Annotated in this window: 22 protein-coding genes; 1 reads left to right on the top strand and 21 read right to left on the bottom strand. The window is 52.4% G+C overall.

Features of this window, described 5'->3' with window-relative positions; translation table 11 throughout:
* Window positions 1-18: 18 nt before the first annotated feature.
* The 7 genes from WG929_RS10465 to glnT form a co-directional block, all read right to left on the bottom strand.
* Window positions 19-1,278 (bottom strand): FAD-dependent oxidoreductase, encoded by a 1,260-nt coding sequence (locus WG929_RS10465; RefSeq protein WP_369855851.1) that lies wholly within the window; start codon window positions 1,276-1,278, stop codon window positions 19-21.
* Between the two features lie 21 nt (window positions 1,279-1,299).
* Window positions 1,300-2,187, bottom strand: a complete 888-nt coding sequence (locus WG929_RS10460; protein ID WP_369855852.1) for a bifunctional 5,10-methylenetetrahydrofolate dehydrogenase/5,10-methenyltetrahydrofolate cyclohydrolase — start codon at window positions 2,185-2,187, stop codon at window positions 1,300-1,302.
* 9 nt (window positions 2,188-2,196) lie between these two features.
* Window positions 2,197-3,063 carry a formyltetrahydrofolate deformylase gene (gene purU / locus WG929_RS10455; protein ID WP_369855853.1) on the bottom strand — a complete coding sequence of 289 codons (867 nt, stop codon included), beginning with the start codon at window positions 3,061-3,063 and terminating at the stop codon, window positions 2,197-2,199.
* Window positions 3,064-3,371: 308 nt separating this feature from the next.
* The gene (locus tag WG929_RS10450) at window positions 3,372-4,706 is read right to left on the bottom strand and encodes an FMN-binding glutamate synthase family protein (protein ID WP_369855854.1); all 1,335 of its coding nucleotides are present in this window, start codon (window positions 4,704-4,706) and stop codon (window positions 3,372-3,374) included.
* A 23-nt stretch (window positions 4,707-4,729) separates the two neighbouring features.
* Entirely contained in the window at window positions 4,730-5,413 is a 684-nt protein-coding gene (locus WG929_RS10445) for a protein glxC (protein ID WP_416205972.1), read from the bottom strand.
* Between the two features lie 38 nt (window positions 5,414-5,451).
* Window positions 5,452-6,348, bottom strand: a complete 897-nt coding sequence (locus WG929_RS10440) for a class II glutamine amidotransferase (protein WP_369855856.1) — start codon at window positions 6,346-6,348, stop codon at window positions 5,452-5,454.
* A 215-nt stretch (window positions 6,349-6,563) separates the two neighbouring features.
* The gene (gene glnT, locus WG929_RS10435) at window positions 6,564-7,913 is read right to left on the bottom strand and encodes a type III glutamate--ammonia ligase (protein WP_369855857.1); all 1,350 of its coding nucleotides are present in this window, start codon (window positions 7,911-7,913) and stop codon (window positions 6,564-6,566) included.
* Between the two features lie 297 nt (window positions 7,914-8,210).
* Here glnT and WG929_RS10430 point away from each other — a divergent pair, with 297 nt between their 5' ends.
* Window positions 8,211-8,801: a helix-turn-helix domain-containing protein gene (locus WG929_RS10430; protein ID WP_369855858.1), complete on the top strand. Its 591-nt coding sequence runs from the start codon at window positions 8,211-8,213 to the stop codon at window positions 8,799-8,801.
* Window positions 8,802-8,974: 173 nt separating this feature from the next.
* Here the strand turns inward: WG929_RS10430 and WG929_RS10425 are convergent, their stop codons facing one another.
* From WG929_RS10425 to WG929_RS10360, 14 genes are all read right to left on the bottom strand, one after another.
* The gene (locus WG929_RS10425; RefSeq protein WP_416205971.1) at window positions 8,975-10,930 is read right to left on the bottom strand and encodes a metallophosphoesterase family protein; all 1,956 of its coding nucleotides are present in this window, start codon (window positions 10,928-10,930) and stop codon (window positions 8,975-8,977) included.
* A 296-nt stretch (window positions 10,931-11,226) separates the two neighbouring features.
* Window positions 11,227-12,156 (bottom strand): electron transfer flavoprotein subunit alpha/FixB family protein, encoded by a 930-nt coding sequence (locus tag WG929_RS10420; protein ID WP_416205970.1) that lies wholly within the window; start codon window positions 12,154-12,156, stop codon window positions 11,227-11,229.
* A 10-nt stretch (window positions 12,157-12,166) separates the two neighbouring features.
* A complete protein-coding gene (locus tag WG929_RS10415; protein ID WP_416205969.1) occupies window positions 12,167-12,916 on the bottom strand; it encodes an electron transfer flavoprotein subunit beta/FixA family protein in 750 nt (249 codons plus the stop codon).
* Window positions 12,913-13,239: an EthD family reductase gene (locus tag WG929_RS10410; protein ID WP_416205968.1), complete on the bottom strand. Its 327-nt coding sequence runs from the start codon at window positions 13,237-13,239 to the stop codon at window positions 12,913-12,915. The genes WG929_RS10415 and WG929_RS10410 overlap by 4 nt, the downstream gene beginning before the upstream one ends.
* 205 nt (window positions 13,240-13,444) lie before the next feature.
* Window positions 13,445-13,900, bottom strand: coding sequence for a universal stress protein (locus tag WG929_RS10405; RefSeq protein ID WP_416205967.1), 456 nt, complete (start codon window positions 13,898-13,900; stop codon window positions 13,445-13,447).
* Window positions 13,882-16,323, bottom strand: a complete 2,442-nt coding sequence (locus tag WG929_RS10400) for an efflux RND transporter permease subunit (RefSeq protein ID WP_435873316.1) — start codon at window positions 16,321-16,323, stop codon at window positions 13,882-13,884. The genes WG929_RS10405 and WG929_RS10400 overlap by 19 nt, the downstream gene beginning before the upstream one ends.
* A gap of 15 nt (window positions 16,324-16,338) precedes the next feature.
* Window positions 16,339-17,391 carry a WD40/YVTN/BNR-like repeat-containing protein gene (locus WG929_RS10395; RefSeq protein ID WP_416205966.1) on the bottom strand — a complete coding sequence of 351 codons (1,053 nt, stop codon included), beginning with the start codon at window positions 17,389-17,391 and terminating at the stop codon, window positions 16,339-16,341.
* A gap of 78 nt (window positions 17,392-17,469) precedes the next feature.
* Window positions 17,470-18,741 carry a DUF1329 domain-containing protein gene (locus tag WG929_RS10390; RefSeq protein WP_416205965.1) on the bottom strand — a complete coding sequence of 424 codons (1,272 nt, stop codon included), beginning with the start codon at window positions 18,739-18,741 and terminating at the stop codon, window positions 17,470-17,472.
* A 98-nt stretch (window positions 18,742-18,839) separates the two neighbouring features.
* Window positions 18,840-20,540 (bottom strand): DUF1302 domain-containing protein, encoded by a 1,701-nt coding sequence (locus WG929_RS10385; protein WP_416205964.1) that lies wholly within the window; start codon window positions 20,538-20,540, stop codon window positions 18,840-18,842.
* Between the two features lie 604 nt (window positions 20,541-21,144).
* Window positions 21,145-21,921, bottom strand: coding sequence for an SDR family NAD(P)-dependent oxidoreductase (locus WG929_RS10380; RefSeq protein ID WP_416205963.1), 777 nt, complete (start codon window positions 21,919-21,921; stop codon window positions 21,145-21,147).
* Between the two features lie 23 nt (window positions 21,922-21,944).
* Entirely contained in the window at window positions 21,945-22,715 is a 771-nt protein-coding gene (locus WG929_RS10375; protein ID WP_416205962.1) for an SDR family NAD(P)-dependent oxidoreductase, read from the bottom strand.
* A 68-nt stretch (window positions 22,716-22,783) separates the two neighbouring features.
* On the bottom strand, window positions 22,784-23,902 hold the full coding sequence (locus WG929_RS10370; RefSeq protein ID WP_416205961.1) for a DUF5938 domain-containing protein: 1,119 nt from the start codon (window positions 23,900-23,902) through the stop codon (window positions 22,784-22,786).
* Between the two features lie 54 nt (window positions 23,903-23,956).
* Entirely contained in the window at window positions 23,957-25,555 is a 1,599-nt protein-coding gene (locus WG929_RS10365) for a class I adenylate-forming enzyme family protein (RefSeq protein WP_369855872.1), read from the bottom strand.
* An 11-nt stretch (window positions 25,556-25,566) separates the two neighbouring features.
* Window positions 25,567-26,796, bottom strand: a complete 1,230-nt coding sequence (locus WG929_RS10360) for a thiolase family protein (protein ID WP_416205960.1) — start codon at window positions 26,794-26,796, stop codon at window positions 25,567-25,569.
* Window positions 26,797-26,825: the final 29 nt, after the last annotated feature.

Below are 26,825 nucleotides of genomic sequence, written 5' to 3'. Positions count from 1 at the left end.
TGTGGCCGACGTTGCCCATCAATGGGATGCCGCAGTGGCACCCATTTCATTCACCTGACGGAATTCGCTGAATCGCTCCACGCCGAAAGGTTTGATCAGCTCTGGCACCTTGCCGCCGCTGGCAACCAGTTCGGCCATGGCCTGACCGCAAATCGGGGTAGACTTAAAGCCCCAGGTTCCCCAACCGGCATCGAGGTAATAGTTCTTTACCGGACTCAATCCCATAATCGGGCTGTAGTCGGAGGTCATGTCGGTGAGACCGGTCCACTGGCGCATCAATTTGAGGTTGGCCATAAAGGGGAACAGCTCGACTGCGTGTGCCAGCAATTGTTCTTTTAACTCCAGGCTGGAACGGGTGTTATAGAGCGGGTACGGGTCGGAGCCGCCACCAAACACCAGTTCGCCACGGCCAGTTTGTTGTACGTAACAGTGGAACGCAGGGGAACTCACCAGAGGGTCAAGGAACGGCTTCACTGGTTGAGTCACCATCGCTTGCAGCGGATAAGACACAATCGGCAGCTTGAAACCGGCTTTTTCCGCCAGCAGCGAGCTGTGGCCAGACACCGCCTGTACCGCACAGCCGCATTCAATGGTGTGTTCTGCGCTGCCTTGTTTGGCTTTGACAGCGGTCACTTTGCCGTCTTCCACCACCACGCCGGTCACTTCAGTCAGCTGATGTAATTCCACACCACGCTGGGTCGCGCCTTTGGCATATCCCCAGGCCACGGCATCGTGACGCGCCGTCGCGCCATCCATATGCCACAAACCCGCCAGTACCGGCTGGTGACCCGGATTCATGTTCAAGGTCGGCACCAGCTCACGGATTTGCTGCGGGTCGATCAATTCGGTTTTGCCACCGAAGTGCTTGTTTACTTCGGTGCGCTGACGAAAGCCACGAATGGCGGCATCCGTATGGGCCAGGGTTAGCTGACCACGTTTGGAATACATGATGTTGAAGTCGAATTCGTTCGACAGTCGCTGAAATAACTTCACCGACTCGCTGTAGAACTTCACCCCTTCCGAGGTGAGGTAGTTGGAGCGAATCACGGCGGTGTTACGAGCGGTATTACCGCCGCCAAGGTAGCCTTTTTCCAGTACCGCGACATTGGTGATGCCGTGGTACTTGGCCAGGTAGTACGCAGTGGCCACACCATGCCCGCCAGCACCGATAATCACCACGTCGTAGCGACGTTTGAGAGCGGTCGGTGCTGGCAGATCGGCGTCTTGTTCAAACGGATAATCGTTTTTCAGCCCGTATTTCAGAAGTGCAAAAGGCATGGCCTTGCTCCTTGTTGATCGTCAGACGCCGGACATCTGCTGCAAGCGTCTTGCAGCAACCAGTGTGTTTTTCATCAGACAGGCAATGGTCATCGGGCCAACACCACCAGGAACCGGCGTAATGGCGTAGGCCACTGGCTCCACGGCTGCGTAATCAACATCCCCGACCAGCTTGCGCTGCGTACCACCAGAGGGGCCAACGCGTTCAATGACGTTGATACCGACATCGATCACCGTCGCGCCGGGCTTGATCCAGTCCGCGCCGATCATTTCCGGGCGGCCAACGGCGGCGACCAGAATATCGCCCTGCTGTGCCAGTGCCTGCGGATTCGGGGTACGGGAATGAACGATCGTCACGCTGCAGTTAGCCTGCAACAACAGCGCAGCCATGGGCTTGCCGACAATATTGGAACGCCCCACCACCACGGCGTGTTTACCGGATAAATCACCTAACACCTGTTCCAGCATGATCATGCACCCTTGCGGGGTGCAGGGAACCAACGATTCCTTGCCGACGCTGAGCGCGCCGACATTGACCGGATGAAAACCGTCAACGTCCTTTTCCGGGCTGATCGCTGCAATAATCTGCTCTTCGTCCAGATGTGCTGGCAATGGTAATTGCACCAGAATGCCGTGCACCGCTGGGTCGGCATTGAGGTCGGCCACCAGCTGGTTGAGGGTATCCTGGGTCGTATCCATCGGCAGACGATGCTCAATGGAGTTGAGGCCGGACTCCGTAGCGCGGGCAATCTTGTTGCGCACGTACACCTGGCTGGCCGGGTCTTCACCCACCAGCACCACTGCCAATCCGGGCTTGATACCATAGCTATCAAGAAAGGCGGCCGCATCGCTAGCGACCCCGTCCAGTACTTGGGCTGAGATAACTTTTCCGTCGATTCGAATAGCCATGGTGTGCACCTATTTGAAAACGACGGTTTTGTTGCCATCAACAAACACACGATGTTCGGTGTGCAGTTTGACAGCCCGCGCCAGTGCCACGGTTTCGGTATCGCGACCGGCAGCGGTGAGTTTTTCTGGCCCCATGGTGTGATCCACTGGCTGCACCGATTGCTCGATGATCGGGCCTTCGTCCAGATCCGAGGTCACATAGTGGGCGGTGGCACCAATCAGCTTCACGCCACGGTCATAGGCCTGGTAATACGGCCGGGCACCTTTGAAACCTGGCAGGAACGAGTGGTGAATATTGATCGCCTTGCCCGCCAGCTCGGCACACAGGGTGTTCGACAAAATCTGCATATAACGGGCAAGTACCACCAGCTCGGTGCCGGTTTCCTTGACGATGTCGATCAGCGCTTGCTCTTGCTGGGGCTTGTTCTCTTTATTGACCGGCAGGTGGATAAAGCGGATGCCTTCGCGTTCGGCCATGGGCCGCAGATCCTGATGGTTGGAGACCACGGCAGTGATTTCCATGTTCAGTTCACCCTTGTTCTTGCGATACAGCAGGTCACTGAGGCAGTGATCCGCCTTTGATACCATGATCAGGGTCTTGATCGGCGCGCAGGCGTTGTTGAGGCTCCAGCTCATACCGAAACGTTCGGCCACGTCGGTGAAACCTGTGGTGACTGCCGCGTACTGGTCTCCGGCTTCAAAATGAAAGCGGGTACGCATAAAGAAGTTGCCGCTGTCCTGGTCATCAAACTGGGACTGCTCGCTGATGTAGCAGCCTTTCTCCGACAAGAAGCTGGCGACCGCCGCCACAATGCCACTGCCCGCCGGGCAGGTGGTTTTTAATACGTATTCAATTTTTTCGTTGTCATGAGGCATGGTTCTGTTCCCCTGTTGGCTTGTATCAGTTGGCTTATATGGAGTTTCAAGCCGCACAAAGCCTGCGAAGTCAGTCGCTTCGCTGATCAATTCAGTTGTTGTGTTCACACTCACCCGCTGGCATGCAGGGTTCGGCGGTGTCTCGGCACGGCAAGCTCGCTCGTGTGGTTAACCCGGCTGGCTAGCCGCAAGCTTCACCTCGTTCCCCTGTTCCTGGAAGACAAAGGGCACCCGGCTACCACGCAAGAGCGTGGGAGCCAGTCTGGTCGTCGCGCCCGACGTCAGATTTCCGCCGCCAGACACGGCCGTCAATAGCCACCCTGACCCGGAATCCAGCTGGTACCTGCCAGCGGCACTCGGGCCATGGCGGCAGATTCCACCGTCAGGGCGACCAGATCTTCCGGTTCCAGGTTACGCAGATCACTCTTGCCACAGGCGCGTGCCAGCGTCTGGGCTTCCATGGTCAGTACCCGCAGGTAGTTGGCCAGGCGGTGACCAGCGCTAACGGGGTCGAGGCGTTTGCTCAGTTCTGGGTCTTGAGTCGAGATACCCGCCGGATCCTTGCCTTCGTGGTAATCGTCGTAATATCCGGCAGCGGAACCGATTTTCTTGAACTCGGCATCCCACTTTGGATGGTTACAACCCAGCGCAATCAGAGCAGCAGTACCAATCGCTACCGCGTCGGCACCCAGTGCCATGCACTTGGCGACGTCGGCACCGTTGCGGATACCACCCGAGACGATCAGCTGTACCTTGCGGTGCATGCCCATTTCCTGCAACGCCTGTACGGCTTGTGGAATCGCGGCCATGGTTGGTATACCCACGTGTTCGATAAACACTTCCTGAGTCGCAGCGGTACCGCCTTGCATACCGTCGACGACGATCACATCGGCACCGGCTTTAACCGCCAGTTTGACGTCATAGTAGGTACGGGTCGCACCCACTTTAATGTAGATCGGCACCTGCCAGTCAGTAATCTCTCGCAGTTCCAGAATCTTGATGGCGAGATCGTCCGGGCCAGTCCAGTCCGGGTGACGACAGGCAGAACGTTGATCGACGCCCATCGGCAAGGTGCGCATTTTCGCCACCCGATCAGTAATCTTCTGACCCAGCAACATGCCGCCGCCGCCCGGCTTGGCACCCTGACCCAGTACCACTTCGATGGCATCGGCCTTGCGCAGGTCGTCCGGGTTCATGCCGTAACGGGAAGGCAGGTACTGATACACCAGTTTGGTGGATTGGCCTCGCTCTTCCGGTGTCATACCGCCGTCACCGGTTGTCGTCGTGGTGCCGACTTCAGAGGCACCCCGTCCCAGCGCTTCTTTGGCATTGGCAGACAAAGCACCAAAGCTCATACCGGCAATCGTGACCGGCGTCTCGATGACGATCGGTTTTTTGGCGTAACGGGTGCCCAGCGTGACCTGGGTGTTGCACTTCTCGCGGTAACCTTCCAGCGGGTAGCGGGACATACTGGCCCCAAGGAACAGCAGGTCGTCGAAGTGCGGCAATTTACGCTTGGCACCAAAACCACGGATATCGTAGATACCGGTTTCGGCGGCGCGGCGGATTTCCTGCATAGTCAACGCGTCAAAGGTCGCGGACTCACGCAGGCCAGGGTTCACATTCAGATCTTTTTCGCTCATATCACTATCTCCTGGCTGCGGGCCTAGTAGGCTGAAATGTTGTCTACTTTGAAGTTATACAGCTGACGGGCAGAGCCGTAGCGCTTGAAGCTGGCCGGGTCTTCATCAACCCCGGCGCGGTTCAGCAGCTCGGTCAGGTAGTCGAGATGTTCCTGACGCATTTCTTTTTCGATGCAGTCAGCACCCAGCGAGGCAACCGTACCCTTGACAAAAATCCGGGTTTCGTAGAGCGAATCACCCAGCGCTTCACCGGCATCACCACACACCACCAAAGCACCCGCCTGACCCATAAAACAGCTCATATGGCCAACATTGCCCTTGACCACAATTTCCACCCCTTTCATGGAAATACCACAACGGGCACCGGCGTTACCTTCGATCACCAGCAGGCCGCCGTGCGCGGTGGCTCCGGCCGATTGTGAGGCTTCGCCCTTGACGCGGACGGAGCCGGACATCATGTTTTCAGCCACGCCCTGCCCGACATTACCGTGTACCACGACGTGGGCTTTCTTGTTCATACCGGCACAGTAGTAACCGGCATGACCTTCAATATCGACACTCAGCGCCTGGTCGAGACCACACACCAGGTTGTGGTCGCCCTTGGCGCCAGTTATTTTCCATTCGCGTTCGGTGCATTCCGCCGCCTGATCGTGCAGCATCTGATTAATATCGCGCAGCGAGGTGGTGGCCAGATCAAATGTTTTCATGTGATGTTCCTCGTATTAGCCCTTGGCAGCTCGCGTGCTCAGGCACGTTCCCAGACATAGATTTTGGCCGCTTCCGGCTCCCACACGTTGGCATTCTCGATACCGGGCAAGGTGGTCAGCGCCTGATATTCGGAAGCCATGGCGACGTAGTCGTCGGTCTCAGCCAGTACCGCCGGCTTGCAGGCGATGGGGTCGCGTACCACGGCAAAACCGTTCCGGGTGCCAATGGTGAAGGTAAAAAAACCGTCGAGGTCCTTCATCGCATTTTCCAGCGCCTGATTGAGGGTATCGCCCAGCTGCAGACGACGAGCCAGGTAACCGGCCGCCACTTCCGAATCGTTTTCGGTCTCGAAGCGGATGCCCTGGCGTTTCAGTTCCAGCCGCAAACGGTTGTGATTCGACAGCGAGCCGTTGTGCACCAGACACAAATCTTCGCCAGTCGAGAACGGGTGCGAACCGGCCATGGTCACGGCAGACTCGGTGGCCATACGGGTGTGGCCAATGATGTGTGTGCCCTTCATACCCTTGAGATTGAAGTTTTCGGAAATCACTTCCGGCAGACCCACTTCTTTCAGAATCTCGATCGAGTGACCGGCGCTGAGAATCAGCACTTCAGGTGCTTTTTCCTGGACATACGCCGTGGCGGTGGCGGCATCGGTGTGCATTTTAAACACGGCAACGGTGGCATTCTGAAACCAGCTGACCTCGGCATTCAACTCGGCACGAGCCGCTTCTGCCAGCGCTTCCCAGTCGTAATTCAGATGCTCGTGACGCAGGGTCAGCTTGGTGCCATCGGCAACTTCATCACCGTAAATGGCAAACCCGGCGCTGTCCGGGCCGCGATCGGTCATCGCGATCAGCATGGGTTCAAACAGGGCACCGAGCTGGCTCTCCAGCGCCGGATTTTTCAGGTACAGACCTACGATTCCACACATCGCGTTATCCTCGTTTTTTCACAGTCGTATATTCATTACACACTTCGCTATGCCTGCTTCAGACCGAGCGAAACCGTTCCGCTTTTGCCGGGGCAAAAGCAGTGAATTCAGTATTTAAATGTTTGTTTCTCATTCCCATGCTCGCGCCTGGGAATGCAAACCGCAGGGCGACCACGCCGGAGCGTGGCAGCCAGTTACAGGTTACTTGGCACTGCTCAGAAAAATTCGCCGTAGCGTTTCACTTCCCAATCACTCACATGACGGCAGTAATCAATCCACTCGTCTTTTTTGAGCTTGATAAATTCACCCATCACTTCCTTGCCAATGGCGTCGGTCAGCACGGTGTCTTTTTCCAGCTCAGCAATGGCTTCACCCAGGGTTTGCGGCAGAATTTCAATGCCTTGCTCTTCGCGTTCTTGCTGGCTCAGTGCGTACAGATTGATATTCATCGGATCACCAGCTTCCAGCTCACGCTCAATGCCATCCATACCAGCAGCAATCAGTGCCGCGTGCACCAGATAAGGGTTACAACCTGAGTCTGGCAGGCGGAATTCCAGTCGTCCGTAAGGTACGCGCACCATGGCAGAACGGTTGTTGTCGCCGTAGCAGATATAGGCCGGTGCCCAGGTCGCGCCAGAGGCTGATCCACCCACCACCAGTCGCTTGTAGGAGTTCACCGTTGGCGCGGCGATGGCACACAACGCCTTGGCATGCAACAGCAGACCGGCGGTGAAGTGGTAAGCCATTTTCGACAACCCCATACCCTGCTTGTCACTGTCATCGCCAAACAGGTTCTTGCCACTCTCATCGCAAATCGACAGATGGAAGTGCATACCGTTACCGGTACGATCCGACGCGGGCTTGGGCATAAAGGAGCACACCATGCCAAGGTCGTTGGCAATTTCACCTGCGGCCATACGCACCAGGGTGAAACGGTCGGCAGAGGTCAGGGCATCGCTGTAGGTGTAGTTGATTTCGAACTGGCCGTTGGCGTCTTCATGGTCGATCTGATACACGTCCATGCCGACTTGTTGCAGGCTTTCCACCAGTGTTTCGAGAAACTCACGCGAGCGCGACAGCCCCTTGTAGTCGTAGCAAGGCTTGTCCAGGTTGTCGGTATCATCAACCGGCCCCAATGTGCCATCGGCGTTACGCTTGAACAGCGAGAACTCAGGTTCAAGACCGGTGTTTAATGTCCAACCCTTGTCGTCCAAGCGCTTGAGCTGGTTTTTTAACACCACGCGACTGTCGTAAGGATGTGGCTGATTATTGACGTAACCGTCACAGGCAATGCGGGCATAACCTGGCTGCCAAGGCACCGTCGTCAGACTGGCCAGATCACCACGGGCGAGGAAATCCGGGCCGTGTGGCTCCATCCCCATACCCCAGACCGCAAACCCGGCAAACCCGGCACCCTTTTCAACAACATCCATAAGACAATTGGCTGGCACTGACTTGGTCTTGGCCACACCGTGAATATCAACAAACTGCGCCAGCACATACCGAATATCATTTTCCGACATAAAAGCTTCGATTTCGGCGGCGGATGGGGTCGTGGACGACATACACTTGCTCCTGATTCCTGGGTCAGCTTTTCGCCGAACCTTTATTTCTCTTTAGGAAAATTAATTTCTTTAAGTGAATGCAACCCCTGTGCCATCACTTTCCTTGAGGGAATATTTTTTTCATATTGAACCGAAAGCCCCGATTTACCTATAGTGAGTCAATAAATTTTCCCGCAAAGAAACCCTCTTGCACCTGCTGTAATGGTTGAATGGCTGTTTTTTAGCACCATTAAAATGCAACCAATCACAAAATCGCACTACAGAAGGGCAAACCAGGTATTAATGGAGCTTTCAGATATGGAAGGAAACGACACCCGTTTTAATCTGGATCAGTACATTGCCATGAAGGTCAAAAAGGCCAGATTGGAAGAAGGATTAAAAATCACCGATGTGGCGCGAATTTCCGGCATCAGCCAGGGCATGGTCAGCAAAATAGAGAACGCCCAGGTCTCCACCAGTCTCGAAACCCTCAGTCGCCTTTGTACCGCCATTGGCCTGCCTATTTCGAAACTGTTCAGCGACTACGACCGCCCGGATGGCGGAGCCCACTTCACCCCGTCGGGAGCAGGACTGGAAGTCGTCCGCAGAGGCACCGACAAGGGCCATACCTACCAACTACTGACTTACCAACGCGGCGGCAAACGCAATTTTGAACCCTTCCTGATCACCATGGACGATCTGTCGGAAGTTTTTCCGACCTTTTCGCACCCCGGCGAAGAATTTATCTACATGCTGAAAGGCAGCCTGATTTACCGCCACGGCAACCACCTGTATGAAATGGGCCCGGGCGACAGCCTGACCTTTGATGCCGAAACGCCACACGGCCCGGAGAAACTGGTCGAAGTGCCGTTGCAATTGTTGTCGATTATTAACTACGTGGAAGAATAACGGTCGGCGGACTGGCTTTTCGACAGCCACGGAGGGCGTCCGTACAAACCGGCTCCGTCCGTGTCCGCAAAGTGTCCACTAAAATATAAGTGGACACTATCCTGAGGGCGCTTGTGGATTACCGCACACCATGGTGGGTAATCCTTGGGCGTTACCTGCTGAGTCAGCTTGCCTTAACGAGACACCAAGGCCAATTCGGCATCGCTATTCAGTACAGTCCACCAACTGTTGCCATCGGCGTCATAACCGACCAGCGGTTCGCCGGAGCAGGCAGCATCACGAGACGGTGCTGTTACGGTGTAGCTTTCCAGCCACAGGCCCTGGTAAATGCAGTCTGCGGATGTCAGTGCTTCCCAGCCAGCGTCAGTTTTACGGGCCAGCAAGACAGCGTCTCCAGACAATGTATCAACGGCGGTCAGGGCGACGCCATAACTGTCGGCAACGGCAACGCTCATATCCCAGCTTTTGCTGGCAGTGGCTGGCAACGTGACGGCACTTTTGGCGCTGCCAGAAGGAGACGACAGGTCGAGTCCGGTATCTACTTCAATGTCTTGCGCGGCACCGTACGCGCTCTGGTACAGGCCGTTCTGGTTTTGTGTTCCACTGATAATCAGGATATCGGAACGGGTATCCGCTGTTGCATCGCTCCAGCTTAGGATCACGTGTTCTTTCAGATCGATGGTAGTTTCAGGAATCAGCAGGACGTCTTCGTCTGCGTCTGGAATCGCTCGGGCCGCACTGTTCAGGTTGGGCGTCCAGCTTTCGTGGTACACGTACATCCACTGATAGGCCAGACGGGCCAGATCGGTCAGGGTTTCGGCGCGGCTGAAGCCCGGGGTGTATTCCATATCGCGGGTGCGGGTGTCGGTGCGGTTAAAGGTGGCGTTGGAACCACCCACCAGTTGCGCCAGAGTGCCGTCGCCCGCAATACAGAGGTCGGTCAGATATTCGGTCTGGAACACCAATACCGCGCGCGTGTCTTCTGGTACGGAGGTCGGGTACACCACGGTTTCGCAGCGGTTGCTGGTGCGGGTGAAGGTATCCAGCATTTTCCAGTCGGCGCTGAAGGCCTGGTCGTCGTCGTTGCTGGAGGCGGTATGTTCTGCAAAGTAGGTGGTGTAATCCACGCGGTCATTATCAAACGCCAACCAGCCGGAGTTGACGTTGTACGCCGTTGAGCCACTGCTCAGGGTGTCGTTTTTCTGCGCCACCACCATCTGGATCAGTTCACGCTCGCCGTAGCGGTACTCGTAGCCCTTGTAAGACGCGTTGCCCGCCATGATTTGGGTGTAAGCACCCATGCGGTAGTTGCCGCCTTCCGGGGTTGAGCCTGACGGCGTAGTCGTCAAGGCGGTTTTAGAGGTAATCAGTGAACGTTGATACTGATGCTCATGGCCTTGCACGTAGATAACATCGTGTTCCGAGAAGTATTCACGAATGTCTTCCTGCACACTGTAGACCCAGTCGTCATCCTTGGTGCCTTCAACAATTTGTTCACGGGTCTGGCCATATTTTGCGCCTACCAATCCATCGTGGCTCGCCACAACAATGTGGTCGACGTTATCTTGGTTGGCTTCGACCACTTCCTGGATCCATGAGAACGCGGTCGGCAAGTTATAGTAGGCTAGGCCAATAATCAGTACGTTTTCACGGATCACATAGTAGTTGATCCATTCGGCACCCGGCATATGCACGGCGTCTTCCGGGATGTAATCCCGCATGGTTTTGATCCATTCGACAGTGTAGGCATAGCTGGTTTCGTGGTTGCCCATGACCGGCAGGAATTCAATGCCTTGGTCTTTATAAGATTCGGCCACGGATGTCCATTCGTTCCATTCAACGGTGGTGCCACCGTCAGTCAAATCGCCCAGCGCAATGACCATGTCCACACCGGCTTCGGCCTGGTGGGACAACACTGCGCGCATGGGGTGCAAGGCAACGTGAGACTGGCCTTCGCTGTCGGTGCCACCCTGGGTATCGGGTAACAGGCCGATTTTATAGGGTTGGTAACTTGATTCAGCCGAGGATGAATCATCATTATTGGAGTCACAAGCAACAAGCCCGCTGGCTGTTATGGTGGCAATGGCCACCGACAGAATCGAACGGGTCATGCCCTGAAAACGCGTCATACTACCTCTCTGATATATCTAATAATAATTCTAGAAGCGGCAGTATCGGCACTGGACATGAAGGTTTATTGACGGTTTGAGTGGTTAATAATGACAGCCGTTTACATTTTTTGAGTGTAACCCGGTGCCGGGTTTTCAAAAGCCAGACTTTCCAAAGGCTACACTATCGGTCGTTAGTCCCTCACTGCCCTAGCAACTCGCCCAGTACATCCACCAGTGCCTGGGCGGCCACCGACAATGACAACGTCAAGCTCCATCACTTCACGCATCGGTATTTCCCACTCCTCTACGCTTTCTCAAAGCTTGCGTGCCAATTCAGGTAATGCATCAAACAAGTCCATTACCAAGCCATAATCCGCGACCTGAAAGATCGGTGCATCTGGATCTTTATTGATGGCGACAATCACTTTGGAGTCCTTCATACCTGCCAAGTGCTGAATCGCACCGGAAATCCCCACCGCAACATACAGATCAGGGGCCACAATTTTCCCAGTTTGGCCAACCTGCAAATCATTACTGACAAAACCGGCATCAACTGCTGCACGCGATGCGCCAATCGCTCCATTAAGACGATCTGCCACGGCTTCCAGTAATTCGAAATTACGACCATTCCCCATACCCCTGCCACCCGAGACGATCACGCTGGCAGCCGCCAGCTCTGGGCGTTCAGATTGAACCAGAACCTCATCAATGAAGACGCTAGTCTGGTCATCACAGTGTGTGTCGATACTCTCAATGACGGCACAACCACCTGTTGATGCTGCCTTATCAAAAGCAGAAGTACGCACCGTGATCACTTTAATCGGATCAAGAGACTGCACCATCGCAATGGCATTACCCGCATAAATCGGGCGCTGAAAAGTATCCTCGGCATCCACCGCAATAATTTCAGATATTTGGCCAACATCGAGCAAGGCTGCCACTCGAGGCATTACGTCTTTACCCATGCTGCTGGCGGCCGCCAGAATGTGTTCATGCCCTTCTGCCAATTCGATAATCAAGGCCGATAGTTTTTCCGGTAATAATTTGTCATAAGCGGCGTCGTTGACCAGTAAAACCCGATCAATACATGGAATACTGGCAGCCTGCTCCGCCACCGCTGCACAATCATTACCTGCTATCAGCAGGGTGATACCATTACCGATACGACGTGCTGCGGTGACGACATTCAGAGTACTTGTATTAAGGGTTTTGTTATCGTGTTCTGCGATTAAAAGAATTGTCATTACCGTACCCTCAAATCACCTTGGCTTCATTTTTCAGTTTATCCACGAGTTCATCCACACTGGCCACCTTGATACCCGCCTGACGCGCTTCGGGTGAATCCACGCTCAAGACCCGTGCATGCTGCTTCAGCTCAACGCCTAACTCTTCCGGAGTCACCACCGCCATCGATTTTTTCTTAGCCCTCATAACATCAGGCAATTTTGCATAACGCGGTTCATTCAGGCGTAAATCGGTAGTTACAACGGCGGGCAATGCCAACTCAACTGTGCGCAGGCCACCATCGATTTCCCGAGTTACCTGAACTTTGCTGCCATTTACCTTAACAACGGACGCAAAAGTTCCCTGAGGACGTCCAGTCAAAGCCGCCAACATCTGACCTGTCTGATTGTTATCTGCATCAATCGACTGCTTACCCAGAATGACCAGCCCCGGCTCTTCGCTCTTCATCAGAGCGGCCAACAGCTTGGCAATATTAAGAGGCTCGGCAACGGCATCAGTGTTCACCTGAATGCCACGATCAGCGCCCAGCGCCAGCGCCAGGCGCAACTGTTCTTGCACCACATCAGGCCCAACAGAGACAACCACAACTTCAGAGGCGATACCTGCTTCTTTCAAGCGGACAGCCTCTTCGACGGCAATTTCACAAAAGGGATTAATGGCCATTTTGACATTGGTCAAATCCACGCCACTACTATCAGCCTTGACCCGAACTTTAACGTTGTGATCCACAACCCGCTTTATGCATACCAGAATTTTCATTCACTCTCCCTCTGATCAATACACACATCGGTCACTTCGACCCAGGGCTGAATAGTCGTAAAGTTGGGAATATCGGCCATCAATACACCCGCCGCCGCAAAACTGCTTTCGTAGTCTGCTAGACGCTCAAACAGAATTCCGGTCATCACTTCAAATCGTGCCGGACGACCCGGCTCCCCCCCACAAAGACCACTTTCTACATGAATCCCCTTACAGGCAGATCCCAGCAGTCCGGCCACCATGGGAATATGTTTGTTGCAATAATAATCCAGGTCGAATCCGGCACCTTCAGTGACCGGGTACATAACATTTATTTTTATCATCTTGTTTATCCCATCTTTAAAAAAACAGCTTTAGGGTACATCTATAAATTATTGCGCTCGAAATGAAGGCGTTTAAAATCGACTAGAAATGCTCATTTATTACTCATAAACTGCGCTTTTCGTCGATTTTTTTCCTTGTTCTTTCATCGCTTGCTATATTTTTAGATGCACCCTTTAGAAAGCATTACGTTAGAAGGCATTACGTTTATTCTCCGTTTGATCTCAACGGCATAACCAGCACCGGCACCGATGCGGAATCGAGCACCTTTTGTGTTTGTGAGCCAACCAATAATCGCTCCAATCCATGATGGCCATGAGAAGCCATCACCACCAGGTCACAAGCGCTGCTGTGGACTTCGTTAATAATTTCCTCAAACGGCGCATCACCTATACGCAGCTGGGTAACCGCTCTGACACCATGCAAGGCAGCGAGATCCAATGCCGCCTGGAGAGTCTGTTTGGCTTCATGGAGTGCTATGTCTATAAAACGATCAGGAGACAGAGTTCTTTGCAGAGCCCCTTCAGCAGTGCCTTCAAAGTCCTGACAGACCGTAATAAATGTCATCGTCGCTCCGATCTCACTGGCAAATTTGATCGAATATTCCGCCAATCTCATAGCCAGGGGCGACTGATCCAAAGGTACTAGCAGGTGCTGGTACATGTATTTTTACTCCGTATATTCATATTATTTTCATCAGCTATCTCTTTATATTCAGAGCGCAACAGGAAATGACCGAGAGATGGAATAAGAATCAGAGCACCAATCATATTCCAGACAAACATGAAGGCCAGCAGGATACCCATATCAGCTTGAAATTTTATAGGTGAAAGAACCCAAGTACAAACGGCAATCCCCAATGTAATTCCGGTTAATACAACCACTTTCCCAGTAAATAGTAACGAACGATAATACGCTTCGGACAGAGTCATACCCGCCCGCAAATTAGCCAGCGTAACCGAAAGGATATACAAGGCATAATCCACACCAATACCAACCCCCAAGGCAATAACAGGTAAGGTTGCCACTTTGACGCCAATACCCAGAAAAACCATCAATGCTTCGCATAACACAGACGTCAATGCCAGCGGTATAATTGCACATATAACCGCCCGCCAGGATCTAAAGGTGATGTAAGCCAGCAGGGTGACCGCTGCATATACCAGCAGCAGCATTTCAGAATTTGCCTTACGCACCACAATATTGGTTGCCGCTTCAATCCCGGCACTGCCAGCGGCCTGCATAAAGGTTACATCAGCGGTGTTGTTGGCTGCGGCAAAGGCTTCTACCACCTGTACCACCTCTTCCAGAGTATCGGCGCGATGGTCTTTCAGATATGCGTAGATCGTCAGCAGGTCACAGTTCTGGTTAAACAGTTCTCGAGAAGCACGGGTAACAATCGAGTTGATTAGCGACTGAGAACGTGGAATTTCATACCACAGCAGACTCCCTTCGTTCATCCCTACCGCAGCGGCCTTGGCTTGGCTGGCCAGAGACCGGGTCGACTCCACACCCGTCAGTTGCTGCAGCTGCCATTCCAGCGCATCTACTTTGATCAGAGTGCCATAATTGGCGCACTCGTATTGGGGAGTACGCACCATCACAACGAAGATATCACTGCTGGTTGAGTAGTTGGCCGCCAAGAAGGCGTTATCCAGGTTGTAGCGTGAATCCGGGCGTAACTCTGGCGCACCAGCATCCAGATCCCCAATTTTCAACTGCTGGCTGACCACCAGCCCAAAGCACCCCAGCCCGATACTTACCAACAAGGCAATAGACGCGTATTTACGGCGGGTAAAGAGATCCAGAAAATCCCAGAAGCGGTGTTTTTTATGCATAGCATCCTGCAAATCAGACTGCTCAGAACGCAAGCTACGCTGGGCCGCTTTCGGATCAACCCCCGAATATGACAGTAAAATGGGGAGTAATACCAAGTTAGTGAGAATCAGGGTTGCCACACCAATACTGGCGGTGATGGCCAAATCCTGAATAATCTGGATATCAATCACCATCATTACGGCAAACCCCACCGCATCGGCCCCGAGAGCGGTCAACCCCGCCAGGAACAGACGCCGAAAGGTATATCGAGCCGCAACCAGTCGATGAGTACCACGACCAATATCTTGCATGATCCCATTCATTTTCTGGGCGCCGTGGCTCATGCCGATAGCAAAAACCATAAACGGTACCAGAATGGAATAAGGATCGAGTTCATAGCCGAGTACTGGCAACAGGCCCAATAGCCATACGACAGCAATCAGAGAACAAAGCACCACTAGCAGAGTACTGCGGACGCAACGTGTGTACCAAAACAGCACACCAATACAAATGGTGATCGCCAGTGCAAAAAATCCGAGTACCTGCACAAGACCGTCAATCAAATCGCCAACAACTTTGGCGAAACCGGTGATATGAATACGGATTTTTTCCGACTCATACTTGCTACGAAGCTCTTCTAGATGGGTTGCCAACGTATGATAATCCAGTCTATTGCCAAGATCATCACGCTCCAGCAGCGGCACAAAAACAATACTTGATCTCAGATTGGTAGCCACCAGCTGGCCGATTTCCCCGGAACGCTCAATGTTGATACGCACCTGCTCCAGCGAATTTTGGGAACCATCATAATCGTCAGGAATAACAGGCCCTCCATCCAGACCATACTCGGTCACCGCAACCCAGCGAGTAGATGGAGTCCAAAGGGACTTCATATAAGGGCGTTCGACACCTTCGGTCAGGAATACCTCATCATTTATTTTACGTAACACATCCAGATATTCACGATCATAGATCGAGCCGCCGGTATTTTCGACAGATATTCTGACAGCATTACCAAGGCCAGATAGCTCGGATCGATTTGCAAAATAATTGACAATATATGGATGACTAGCCGGAATCATTTTTTCAAACGAAGCAGCCAATCGCAGGTTGGTTGCCTGCGCAGCCAGTAATAATGTCAAGATCAAACATATTCCGATAACAATACGTCGATGATTAAACAGCAGACGTTCAACCCGAGATCCCGAATTATGATTAAATTCGACCAGATCCTGAATAACCGGGTGCTCAGATTGGGCATGATGCACGACGATACTCCATTTTTATTTCAGTGACCGGCGCGAAAGATTGTTCGCACCAGAAAAGATTAGCTGTTTGTCTGCCGATTCAATAAATGCCGAAATCGGTCCATTGGCAGACAAGCCCACAGAATTGAAGAATGTTGCATCCTTGCTCAAATGCAGCTGACCGGTTTCGTCTGCCAGCACAATCGCTCCATCTGACAAAATATGACCAGCGACTATAGAGGTTTCTGGCAGATTGAGTGCTTTCCAGGATTCTCCTTGATCCGTGCTCGCGAATGTTTTACCACGCAAGCCATAGGCAATCAGGCTCTTGTTACCTAGCGGCAGAATTCCGAACAGAGATCCATCCCAGCCCACATTCAGTGAAGAGAATGACTGGCTGTTATCATCGGAACGAAACAGGGCTCCCTGCTCACCGGCGAGGTATATGAAATTTTCCTGTTGGACAACAGCATACAAATGGCGACCTGCGGGGTCTGCGATACGTCCAATCAAACTTTCCCAATGCTTGCCACCATCACGGGTTGCAAACGCGATACCATAGGCACCAACGATGATGCCGTGCAACGCATCGGTAAAATGTATTCCAAGAAATGGCTTGTCGGCACCATCCTGCACCAGATAGCGGGCTGCCTGCATGCGACTGTCATTAGCACTATCCTTTTCAGCTGCCTTAAGTTCAATCTGCGCAGCCTGAAAACCGTCTAGCTGCTTTTTCCAGTGCTTACCACCATCCACAGTCTTCAACACCACACCGCTATGACCGATCGCCCAACCGGTGTCAGCATCAACAAAATACAGTTTGGTGAGCGTGACACTCACAGGGACAAAGTCGGCCTGATGCCAGCTTTGGCCTGAATCATCAGAAAGCATAACGACACCACGCTCGCCGCACGCCACCAAGCGATCGGCTGCCCGCACCACACTGGTGATTAATACATGATGGGCACGTGATGATTTCGTGCTCTCCATATTCAGAGGATCCAAACGAACCATATCTTCTGAAAAAACATTCACTGAGATAAAAGCCAAACCAAGAATCAGTGAGATATTCCGTAGATATTTGGTCATAAAATTACCTGATTTCCGAAACGTGAATGAGTCAACCCGGCCTTCCGAACGAAAACCGGGACTGACCTTTAAGAAGTTTTAACGAAGACCACTGGCCCCCATTGAAGCCCCGGTAAAGAAGCTATTTGGCTTATCATCCACAACTCGAAAATATTCTTCGTTAAAGCACTGCACACAACTGAAGGTTTTAGCCTGCAGATCATATACAAATGTTGTGTCCGCAATGACGATCGGGTAATCCGGTTCAACTGTTGGCATAACATAAGAGGAACGCCACAATTTACCTTCGGCGTCATATCCATCAATCATAGATACCGCCCAGGTATCTTCGTCAAAATAGAAGGTGCGTTTCGGCAGAACGTGACGCTTGCCAGCTGCAACCGTTGCTTCTACAACCCAAACCCGGTGCAGCTCCCAGCGCACCTTGTCTGGATTAAAGTGAAAAGGCACCAGCGCATCATCCATCGGCGTCGCCTGGAAACCGTTAGTGTTGTAAGGGATATACATTTCCTTCTTGCCAAGCAGCTTCCAACTGTAGCGATCTGGTGATCCATAGAAGCCAATCACTTCGTCGAAGTAATTCGCGCCAGATGCCACGAAGTCAGGTGTATCATATGCCACCGTTGGGGCACGTCGAACCCGACGTTGACCCACCAGGTACTGCCACGCCTGTCGGCTGTTAACCAAACTCACGTTATCCCGAATCACCAGCGCTTCACCAGCCTTGAACGGTGGATCAGTGTTTACGAACCGCGCTAGCAGATAATCACCACTCCATTTTTCGGCATTGCCGCTACGGGCATAGTACGGCGACTGGTTGTTGTTTTCTGCACGGGTAGCGATAGTCCAGCGGCCATTGGACGATCCAACGACGTTCTTCAAACCGAACTCTGAAGAGCTGATTCGAGGATGCAAAATGTGGTTCCAGATGACTTCTTCACCAGACTTGGGAATCGGGAACGGCACGCCACCAAAGGCGTTCTTCACTTCACCGTCTTCACCTAAAGAGGCCCTGGTCGCATTAGTGTAAGTGTTTTCGTACACATAGCGTGGTGCTGCAGCGGTACGATGCGTTGGATAAACATCAACCCGGAAGCTTGGGTATTTCTTCATCAACTCGATCGTGCCCTGGCTGAGTTTGTCGACGTATTGGCCAGAATTGTTCGCGTCAATAAAAAACAACGGCTTTTCGGCGGCATACGGATCAGCAGAGTGGCCGGTATTCAGTTTGGCAACCTGAGGAGCACTTTTGCCATCCCAGGCAGGGATGCTACCATCAGCGTTGCCCGCCTTTTCCGCACCCAGCGGGGTCAAAGTGGTCTTGAGTTTGGCGGCTTCTTCAGCAGACACACCGGCCTGAGATATTGCCGGGATATAACATATCGATGCTACCGCGAATGCCAGCGCAGCCTTATTAAAAAATTTCATTTCCAGATCCTTATATTTCGTTAGAACGAACGCTGAACAGTCAATGCAACAAAATCGCGATCGCCGTAGTACTGGTCATAACTGGCATAGCTGGATGCTGCCGCATCTTCCGATGCCAATACCGGAGCCGGGCCGTCATCGCCGAAGAAATGTTTGTAGTTGAAGCTGAGTTTCCAAATCCTCTGAATATCGGCGTTAATACCAACGGAAATATCTCCACCATGCTCAGGAACCATCTGAAATATTGCTGAACGACCACTAATCCCATAACCCACACCAATTGGAACCTGCATATCAATCCCAGGAAGAACTTGAAAATATTCGGGTTGAAATACAAATCGAACGGCAGAATGGCCACGTGTACTAGTAGTGTTTTTAGCCGCCAGCCCCGTCGCACTAACCGGGTCATGGGTAACACTCATCAACCGATTATAGGCGATTTCACCAACAAAGCTGGCACCATCCCAAAGAGACGACGCTGTAAACACTGAAATGGCAGACCAATTCATATGAAAAGTGTTACCGCGTGCATAAGGCGTATTATCTTTATTATCGGCATCGGCCATGGTGCTAATTATCAGATCTCCCAAGGGGGCCAGTGGTGTATTGTGTCGTATGGATATTTCACCAGCAACATTGCTTTCACCAAACACGGTAGAAATACTGGCACCAAAAGTGTCAATGTCTCGCGCATACATCAAGCGATAAGTTTCAGTAGCCACATCGACTACTGGAATAGGGGCTTTTTCGCTATAACGAGCGGCATATACACCATAATCGGTATCACTGATGCGGATTTTAATACGGGCACCGAAGTTGCCGCTGTCGTCACCCTCAAGATCGGATACACGAGGTGCTACACCAGATCCAAAAGGAATCAGTAACAGATCACTGCCATCACCGACGAAGTCAGCGGCACCAAAATAGCTTCCCGCTGCCGGCAATCGTATCGGCTTCCATTCGTACTGATAGTAGGCACCAACAGATACATCAGGGGAAAGCTGGAAGTCGGTAGACACCTGCCCTACGGGCATGGCAATTTCTTTGAATTGGGCATTTGGCAAAGAATATGCTTTGATCAGATCGACCGGCCCCTGTGCCGCAGCAATACCGTTGGCACCCAGGAACAGGGTTTCACCGTAGAGCTGGGTATGCTTACCCACACGCACAGTAATACCGGATTCTTCACCCGTCATAAAACGGCCGTACAAGAAGGCATCCAGAATTTCGACCCGGCGCCCCATGACGTCCTGAACATCAGACGAATTACGATTGTTTTTTTCACCCGCCAGTGTTGCCTGGGTATTTGGAGGATTACCATCCGGATAGTCATTATATTCATTCATATAATGATCATCGTACCAAGCAGCACCCGATATACGGAATCCGTAGTTTTTATAAAGGAGGTCAAACTCAGAAAGTAGATCAAGGCGATTATTGATCAGACCTCGGTCATGCGCAAGATCTCCATAATCCGTATTCGGCTGCTCACCGGACTCACCAGAGGCTACATAATTATCAGGCTTATTAACACGCCATGCTGCCGTGTATTTAAATGTATTATCCCAACGGACTTTCAAGTCGGGATTGCCCGTATTGATCGATTGAGAAAGTGCTTCTGGAACACCACCTCCTAGCATAGCCACAATGGCAAGTGAGAGAACACACTTTCGCTGTGGAGTACCTTGTACACCATGTGGATCTGGAACAGATTTAGTCATATTAAACCCTTCAACTCGGATGGCAATCCCTAGAAGCGCCATCTCATTTCTATTTATTATTAGGGAAATTTTATTCTCAGCCAGACACTCCACGTCCACAATCACGGAAACCCGTGACCTATAACTTAATCCGGATTATTTTTCTTTATGCAGGGGCGGATTTACCCGCGTTTGAAGCGACAATCTATGATCATTTATCGGACACAAGCCTTCTCTTACATGCAAATCGTCGTCTGCCGATTAATTTAATGGCTTTGGTAAATGGGTTATTGAAAGAAAAAAACGGCCCCTAAAGGAGCCGTAAAAAGGTGCCTGCTAGCACCGACTGAGACAGATAAAAAGGCGGTGACAATGAAAGACTAAGAGGAAAACATCATCCCCTCTGCTAACTTTGTTAATGTAAGTTAAAAACCATCAATGACCAATACCGGATACCCGTTATAAACAACAAAAACTCCTGACATAAAACCAAAGCCATCCCCAAATAACCATCTATTTAATCCTGCACAGCGCTCGACTCTGGCAGCAACCCGCGCCCTTCGGGGGCTGCCGGATTAAATTGAGGAATTCAAAAGCATTAATCTATCAAATTTTATTGATACAACTACGCTTGAGTAAATCCGCCATCGACATATAAGGTATGCCCGGTGACATTGTCGGCTCCAGCAATATAGGCTACAGCCTCCCCCAGGTCCTTTGGCTGCTGTGGACGAGCCAGCGGTATATTAGCCCGTGACAAGGCATCCAGAACAGCTGCCGATTCAACACCCGATACAGCAGCATACGCCGGGCCCAAATGTTCAGACCACATCGGTGAATCCACAAACCCGGGACAAACCGTATTTACCGTAATATCGTAGGCAGCCAATTCTTGGCACCAAACCCGGGTCAACCCCAATACGCCACTTTTTGTAGCAGCATAAGCAGACTGAAAGGGTGCAGGCCGAGCAGCGGCGACGGAAGCCACATTGATAATTCGTCCACGCTTTTGTTTAATCATTGTGGTTACGACGGCTTGGGCACATAGAAAACTGCCCTTCAAATTAACATCAATCACTCGATCCCAAACGGCTTCCTCCAATTCCTGCAGAGGTGCCAGACCGATAATGCCGGCATTATTGACAAGAACATCAATGGTGCCAAGCCGCTCCAGTACCGTAGCCGCCATTTTTACGGTCGCCTTACGGCTAGTCACATCCACCGCCACTGCGATGGCTTTGTACCCCCGCCCTACCAATTCATCTACAAATCGATCGCAGACCTGTTGATCAAGGTCAGCGACCACTACCTGCATACCGCAAGCAGCGAGTAGCAGACACACACCCCGACCTATGCTGCCAGTAGCGCCAGTGACAATGACAACCCTGTTGCGAATATCCATCGATACACTCCTTGGTTGGTAACTTACCGACCGGTGGTAAAACCACCATCAACTGTATTGGCTGAACCGGTGACTATGGCCGCTTCGGCACTGCCCAAGAAGGCCACCATGGCGGCGACTTCTTCAGGGGTGGCACAACGCCCCATCGGATGCATATCATCCAGCGCTTGCCATTGCTCTTCATCCGTTAATTCAGCCATAGTCAGTGCAGTTCGCACAAATGTTGGGCAAACCGCATTGACTCGCACGCCATACTTTCCATACTCGATAGCGGCGGAACGGGTGAGACCAAGCACACCATGTTTGGCTGCCACGTACGGGCTGACACCGGCAATACCCATCAGCGCAGTAACCGATGCAATATTAATAATTGCACCTCCACGCTCCTGCATATGCGGCAGTTCGGCTTTCATGCTATTGAAGACGCCAGTCAGGTTGACATCAATCACTCGTGCCCAAGTCTCATCCTCCTGATCTGCCAGAGGGGCAAACGGAATGCCTATTCCGGCGTTATTCACCGCCATATCCAACTGGCCAAACTCTTCAAGCAAGGTGGCAATCGCCTGCTTCAGCTGTTCAGGTCTGGTCACGTCTGCGCACAGAGCCAGTGCTTTGGCACCTTGCTCCCGCAGTTTGCTAGCAACTCGTTGCGCCGCTTCAATGGAATAATCCAGCACGGCGACAGCAGCACCTTCGGCAGCGAGACGCTCACAAATGGCTTCACCCAAACCGGCACCACCACCGGTCACCAGGACGGTCAGCCCCTCGTACCTTGAGTTACTGAGATTTTTCATACTGTCTCCTGAATTTGTTCTGAAGGGGCGATCCGGCCCGATAGCCACGCCCCGCCGAATTGCATGGATCAGCGAATAATGTCGACCATATCGCCAGCAACCTTTTGACTCACAAGCTCGGCATGAAGCTCACGTACACCCACCACGTAAGCGGCAGGCACCATCCCTACCGCGCGCTGCTGTCCCCGCAGCAGGGTGTCAATCACCTGAGCTCCCATAGAGGCAGTACCCACATATCCGAATGCAACTCCCGGTAGAGACACCGAACGCATGGTGGTACGGCCACGACCATGACAGGTAATCAAACCCCGATGAATATCAAAATCCTCCCGTGGAGGCTCACCTTGCGGCGCTATTTCCATCGCCCAGCGATTGGTAGCTTCTTCCTGCTCTTGCGCTGAGCGGTGCTGATAGTCACTGGTAAACTCTTTCATGCGCGAGATAACCAGATTCATCAGAGCCTGATTGCGGAAGGTCACCAGAGTTGAGCAGTTGATGACACGTTTGTCGTCCTCAAGCCAGACAGACTCACCACCACCGCTCCATGGCAAGGCCATCAGCACTTCATGAATTCCCGGCACCACCATATTGACACCTTCGATCGGCCAGGCTTCTCGCTGGTTGTTCTGCAGCCGATATTGCGGCTGACAGCACATCCGCATGAATGACAGGGTTGAGGACACAGAAGGCACACCAGAGAGTGTGTAGGTAATATCCAGAGAATCGATGCCATCAGTTTCCAGTACCTTTTCGGCCACCATCAGTCCCAGGTTCCACATCGCAGAGGTAGCAGGCAATAACGCCAGCCCTTTATCCGCAAAGCGCTGAGAATATTCAGCCTTCAGCAAGAACATCCAGTCTTGCTCACCGGTACAGTCCAGATAGTGGCAACCGGCTTCCAGTGCCGCTTCCACAACCGGCTTGCCCAACTGCATATAAGGGCCAACGAGGTTATGAACGACGTTTTTCCCGGTAAAGAGTTTGGTCAGTGCTTCTTTGGTGTGTTCAACCGCGACCACCTCATATTCAGCACCTTGCAGTTCTTCCATAGCACCGAGTTGCTTTTCCAATCGCTCTTTATTGCGTCCGGCAGCAATAAACGGGATTTTGCGCTCGGCCAGTTTCCAGGCAAGATGCTTGCCGGTGTATCCACTGGCACCATAAACAACGACTTTCGGAGAGTTCATAGTTTTTCCTTTTTTATTTTTTGAGGGATTTAACGCACAAGGCACTCAACAGGATCAGCCAATACGGTCCCGATAGATCGGGTCCAGACCTGCCTTGAATTTCTCGACCAGAAACCGTGGCTGCACTTTTTCTGTGGCAGTTTTCGGGAGTTCTTCCATTACATGAATAAATTCGGGGATCATGTTGTTTTCGAGGCGGCCCCGACACCAGGCGAATACCGACTGCGGGTCAAAACCATCCGCTTTTCCCGGAACCACAGCGATGACGATATCGCTTTCACCCGGCGCGCCTGATGCAGCTGGAATACCGTAAGCCGCCACATCACTGACATCAGGATGCTCAGCCACCACCTTTTCCACAAAACCGGGGTTGATAAAGTCTCCGTTATGACGAATACCACCACCCTTGCGATGCTGGTAGAACACCCAGCCATCAGCATCCATCGTCACCACGTCGCCGGTGCGCAACCAGCCGCCTTCGACTTTGGCAGCCGACGCTTGCGCATTATTGAAGTAATCCACGACAGCAGGCGAACCATCGGCAGGCCGGAACCAGATTTCACCGGGTACTCCAGGAGGTACTTCATTGCCCTGTTCATCCACCACAATCGCTTTCAGCACCGACGGTGCGCGTCCACAACTGCCAATCGGGCCGACACCTGGCGGATTAATGGTCATGCCACCTTCCATAGCGCCATAGAATTCAAAAATATCAACACCAAAGCGCCGGGCAAAATCGCTCCACAGAACAGCAGGCATACCAGCACTGATAACCAGACGTACCGGGTTATCAGCATCGTTAGCTCGCTGCGGTTCGCTGTAGATGGCAGTCACCATGCCACCAAGCAGTGAAAACGTGGTGCATCCATAGTGCCGGACAATGTCCCACAGGCGGGACTTGGTGAAACGACGGCTGATCACCGCTCGCAATCCCATTTTCAATGACGGAGCAAGGGTCAGAAACTGGGCATTGCCATGCGTCAGGGACAAACCGGTATAAGGGCGATCCTGTTGGGTATACCCAAAAACCGCTTGACCCTGATTTGCCACAAAGCCAAAACGGCCGTGCCGAACAATCACACCTTTAGGGTCTCCCGTCGTTCCAGAGGTGTACATGATCTGCATCGGCGCAGCGTCATCCTTGGCCATCACCTCAAGCTCTATTTCAGGAAGTGCAGTTGCCAGGGCATCTGCCATGGATACGGGGGTGATTGACGAGCTATTCCCAGCCAGCCAGTTCTCACCAACCACATAGGCGAACACCAGACTGGGGACTGCATCCACACACTCAAGCAAAGCCTGCAAGGTGTAATCGGCGCAGATCACCCCCAGACAACTGGCGTCATTCAGCATGAATGTCAGTTTTTCACCACGGGTACGCGGGTCAATCGGCACCAGTACCGCCCCCAGAATGGCGGCAGCAATCATGGTTTCTACAAACTCGGGATGATTTTGCATCAGCAGGCCGATACGATCTCCGGTATGAATACCGCTCTCTTTCAAAGAAAGGGCTATACGCTGGCTGTTATCCCAAAGCTGCTGGTAGGTACGAACCTCTTCGCGTTCACCATCCACAAAGGTCAGAACATCCAGATCCGGCTCTCGCGCCACACCTTCAGCGACGATATTCGCGATAATGCTCATATTCTTCATAAGTAATATCCCTATACCGCCAGAATCGTCACGATCAGTGCCGCAACACTGTCTTTTACGAATCCACCACCGTTTTCGGCCAAACCGATGCGAGCACTTTCGACCTGTCGGGCACCAGAGCGGCCCTGTAGCTGCTCGGTCAGTTCTACAATCTGGGCAATACCGGTAGCACCAATTGGGTGGCCTTTACGCAGCAAACCACCAGAAGTACTCACTGGAATACGTCCCCCCAAACGGGTAGCACCAGACTCAACCAGCAGCCCACCCTCACCTTTAGGGCACAAACCCAAATATTCGGTATGAATAATTTCAGAAGGTGCAGAGGCGTCGTGAAGTTCCACCAGACTCAGATCAGACGGACCAACTCCAGCTTCTTCGTAAGCCTGGGCAATTGTGGCTTCAAACACACTTGCTTCACTCTCACCCTCAGCGAAGTCCCAGCCGGTTTTAAATGCGGACGACAGCACACGCACCGGTTTGCTCAAACCCAGCTCACGGGCTTTTCGCTCACTGACAACCACAACAGCGGCAGCACCATCACCAATAGGTGAGCACATAGGCAAGGTCAGTGGATAAGCAATTTCTCGAGCCGCAAGTACTTGTTCAACCGTGACGACATCACGGAATTGGGCGCGCGGGTTCATGCTGCCGTGATATGAGTTTTTCGCCGACACAGCTGCAATTTGCTCTCGGGTAGTACCATATTTCTTCATGTGATCAGCGGTCATCATGGCGTAGATATCCATAAATACAGAGCGCTGACCTCCTTCCGTCACGGTCATACCAGCGGCTTTCATACGAGCATTGACGGTCGCTTCAAGTTCGGCTTGCAGCTCTACATCCGCCGCACCGGCAAAAACCGAAAAGCTTTTCGCCTTGTCTTCGTGAACCAGCTTTTCATAACCGCATGCCAGTACCACGTCGTAGGCCCCTGCCGTCACCATGGCAACAGCCTGGTTAAATGCAGTAGATCCAGTGGCACAGGCATTTTCGACATTGACAACCGGAATGCCTCCAATGCCAACTTCGCGTAAAACGATTTCCCCCGGCACACACATTTGGCCAGTAATCACTGCCGCTGCCGCATTGCCCATATAAGCGGCTTGCAGATCTTGCGGAGAGATACCGGCATCTTCCATGGCCTGACTAATCGCCTCACCAGCCAAAGATTTGAGATTGCGATTCATATGACGACCGAACGTCGTCATACCTACGCCCGCCACAATTGCATTCGTTTTCATTTGAACTCCAGAATAGTTTTTAATCGACG

The sequence above is a fragment of the Oceanobacter antarcticus genome (assembly GCF_044962685.1).
Taxonomy (GTDB): Bacteria; Pseudomonadota; Gammaproteobacteria; order Pseudomonadales; family Oceanobacteraceae; genus Oceanobacter; species Oceanobacter antarcticus.
Note: the sequence above shows the minus strand (reverse complement) of the source record. Positions and strands in the feature narration are given on the sequence as shown.

What these genes read in the sequence shown, in the direction of transcription:
- WG929_RS10465 (WP_369855851.1), bottom strand. Translation starts at nt 1,278, where the DNA reads ATGCCTTTTGCACTTCTGAAATACGGGCTGAAAAACGATTATCCGTTT.
- WG929_RS10460 (WP_369855852.1), bottom strand. Translation starts at nt 2,187, where the DNA reads ATGGCTATTCGAATCGACGGAAAAGTTATCTCAGCCCAAGTACTGGAC.
- purU (WP_369855853.1), bottom strand. Translation starts at nt 3,063, where the DNA reads ATGCCTCATGACAACGAAAAAATTGAATACGTATTAAAAACCACCTGC.
- WG929_RS10450 (WP_369855854.1), bottom strand. Translation starts at nt 4,706, where the DNA reads ATGAGCGAAAAAGATCTGAATGTGAACCCTGGCCTGCGTGAGTCCGCG.
- WG929_RS10445 (WP_416205972.1), bottom strand. Translation starts at nt 5,413, where the DNA reads ATGAAAACATTTGATCTGGCCACCACCTCGCTGCGCGATATTAATCAG.
- WG929_RS10440 (WP_369855856.1), bottom strand. Translation starts at nt 6,348, where the DNA reads ATGTGTGGAATCGTAGGTCTGTACCTGAAAAATCCGGCGCTGGAGAGC.
- glnT (WP_369855857.1), bottom strand. Translation starts at nt 7,913, where the DNA reads ATGTCGTCCACGACCCCATCCGCCGCCGAAATCGAAGCTTTTATGTCG.
- WG929_RS10430 (WP_369855858.1), top strand. Translation starts at nt 8,211, where the DNA reads ATGGAAGGAAACGACACCCGTTTTAATCTGGATCAGTACATTGCCATG.
- WG929_RS10425 (WP_416205971.1), bottom strand. Translation starts at nt 10,930, where the DNA reads ATGACGCGTTTTCAGGGCATGACCCGTTCGATTCTGTCGGTGGCCATT.
- WG929_RS10420 (WP_416205970.1), bottom strand. Translation starts at nt 12,156, where the DNA reads ATGACAATTCTTTTAATCGCAGAACACGATAACAAAACCCTTAATACA.
- WG929_RS10415 (WP_416205969.1), bottom strand. Translation starts at nt 12,916, where the DNA reads ATGAAAATTCTGGTATGCATAAAGCGGGTTGTGGATCACAACGTTAAA.
- WG929_RS10410 (WP_416205968.1), bottom strand. Translation starts at nt 13,239, where the DNA reads ATGATAAAAATAAATGTTATGTACCCGGTCACTGAAGGTGCCGGATTC.
- WG929_RS10405 (WP_416205967.1), bottom strand. Translation starts at nt 13,900, where the DNA reads ATGTACCAGCACCTGCTAGTACCTTTGGATCAGTCGCCCCTGGCTATG.
- WG929_RS10395 (WP_416205966.1), bottom strand. Translation starts at nt 17,391, where the DNA reads ATGACCAAATATCTACGGAATATCTCACTGATTCTTGGTTTGGCTTTT.
- WG929_RS10385 (WP_416205964.1), bottom strand. Translation starts at nt 20,540, where the DNA reads ATGACTAAATCTGTTCCAGATCCACATGGTGTACAAGGTACTCCACAG.
- WG929_RS10380 (WP_416205963.1), bottom strand. Translation starts at nt 21,921, where the DNA reads ATGGATATTCGCAACAGGGTTGTCATTGTCACTGGCGCTACTGGCAGC.
- WG929_RS10375 (WP_416205962.1), bottom strand. Translation starts at nt 22,715, where the DNA reads ATGAAAAATCTCAGTAACTCAAGGTACGAGGGGCTGACCGTCCTGGTG.
- WG929_RS10370 (WP_416205961.1), bottom strand. Translation starts at nt 23,902, where the DNA reads ATGAACTCTCCGAAAGTCGTTGTTTATGGTGCCAGTGGATACACCGGC.
- WG929_RS10365 (WP_369855872.1), bottom strand. Translation starts at nt 25,555, where the DNA reads ATGAAGAATATGAGCATTATCGCGAATATCGTCGCTGAAGGTGTGGCG.
- WG929_RS10360 (WP_416205960.1), bottom strand. Translation starts at nt 26,796, where the DNA reads ATGAAAACGAATGCAATTGTGGCGGGCGTAGGTATGACGACGTTCGGT.